This is a genomic window from Pseudomonas sp. Ps21-P2, assembly GCF_039672565.1.
Lineage (GTDB): Bacteria > Pseudomonadota > Gammaproteobacteria > Pseudomonadales > Pseudomonadaceae > Aquipseudomonas.
In genome coordinates, this window is the sequence record NZ_JBDFPL010000038.1 from 1 (window position 1) to 1100 (window position 1100).

Annotated in this window: 1 protein-coding gene; it reads right to left on the reverse strand. The window is 54.8% G+C overall.

Annotated elements, in window-relative coordinates; genetic code table 11:
- Positions 1–655: TonB-dependent receptor plug domain-containing protein (locus ABEH28_RS27260; RefSeq protein ID WP_346631564.1), on the reverse strand; the 655-nt coding region annotated here is incomplete at its 3' end.
- Between the last annotated feature and the right edge of the window lie 445 nt (positions 656–1100).

The following is a 1100-nucleotide window of genomic DNA, read 5'->3' on the forward strand; positions in this document are numbered from 1 at the left end:
GGGTCCGTTGATCAGAGGTGCGAGCGTAGCCCGGGATACGCAGGTCATTAAAATTACGAGCATTGGCATCGATGTGCAGCGCAAATTGACCGTTGCCGGCTTCCAGCTTTCCGGCGCTACTACGCGTGGTGTCGGCACCGCCATATCGCAATTCACCGGAACCGTGTATGCCTTCGATGGATTCAACAGGAATGCGGTTGTCCAATGTATTTACCACGCCGCCAATGGCACTGCCTCCATATAACAATGCAGCGGGGCCACGCACGATTTCGATGCGATCAACATTGACAGGATCCAGCGGCACCGCATGGTCGTAAGAAAGCGACGACGCATCCAGTGCGCCAACGCCATTACGCAAGATCCTGATTCGATCGCCGTCCAACCCGCGGATGATTGGCCGACTGGCGCCTGGTCCGAAATAAGACGACGACACGGCTGGTTGATTGTTCAAGGTTTCGCCCAAACTGCCCCTCTGCGCAAGGGTCAGTTTATCTCCGGTGAGGACAGTGCTCGGCAAAGCCAGCTGCTCGCTGCCTAGTGGATTCGCGGTAATCACTTGTGGATCTACTTCTATGGCGTAGGCCGGCGATGCAATCATTAAAGCTGTTGCAATGGGCGGGAGGCGCCAGAATTGCAATTTGGGGCAGCGAGACATGCTGGTTTCCTTGGGGACAATGAAAAATATCGGACATGTTATAACATAACTTTTAAGGTGCAATTGTTTGGATTGCCGACTGATTGAGGAAGTCATAACCGAGCGCGAGGCTGGCTTATCTCAGCCCACCTGAATCGGTCCGCAATCGGTGATCATTACCGGGCGTGCGGTATGCCCTGGCTGTATGGAAAGCCTGGCATTGGAAGATTAGAAAACGGCAACTAGTGGCCGACCGCGTCGTGGGAAAAGTCGGCCAGCAGCGTTGGATTTAGCTCCCTACCGCTGATCCGTATAAACGCTGTCTGCCTTGAACACTACTTGTTTTCCTCGGACAAAGCGTAGGCGCGGCTTCTGCAGCGCCCGCCGCCACTTCGTGGCCATAGCTGCACCCATCGAGGATTCACCATGCGTTCTTCCCATCCAATACGTTGTGCCCTGGTTGCTG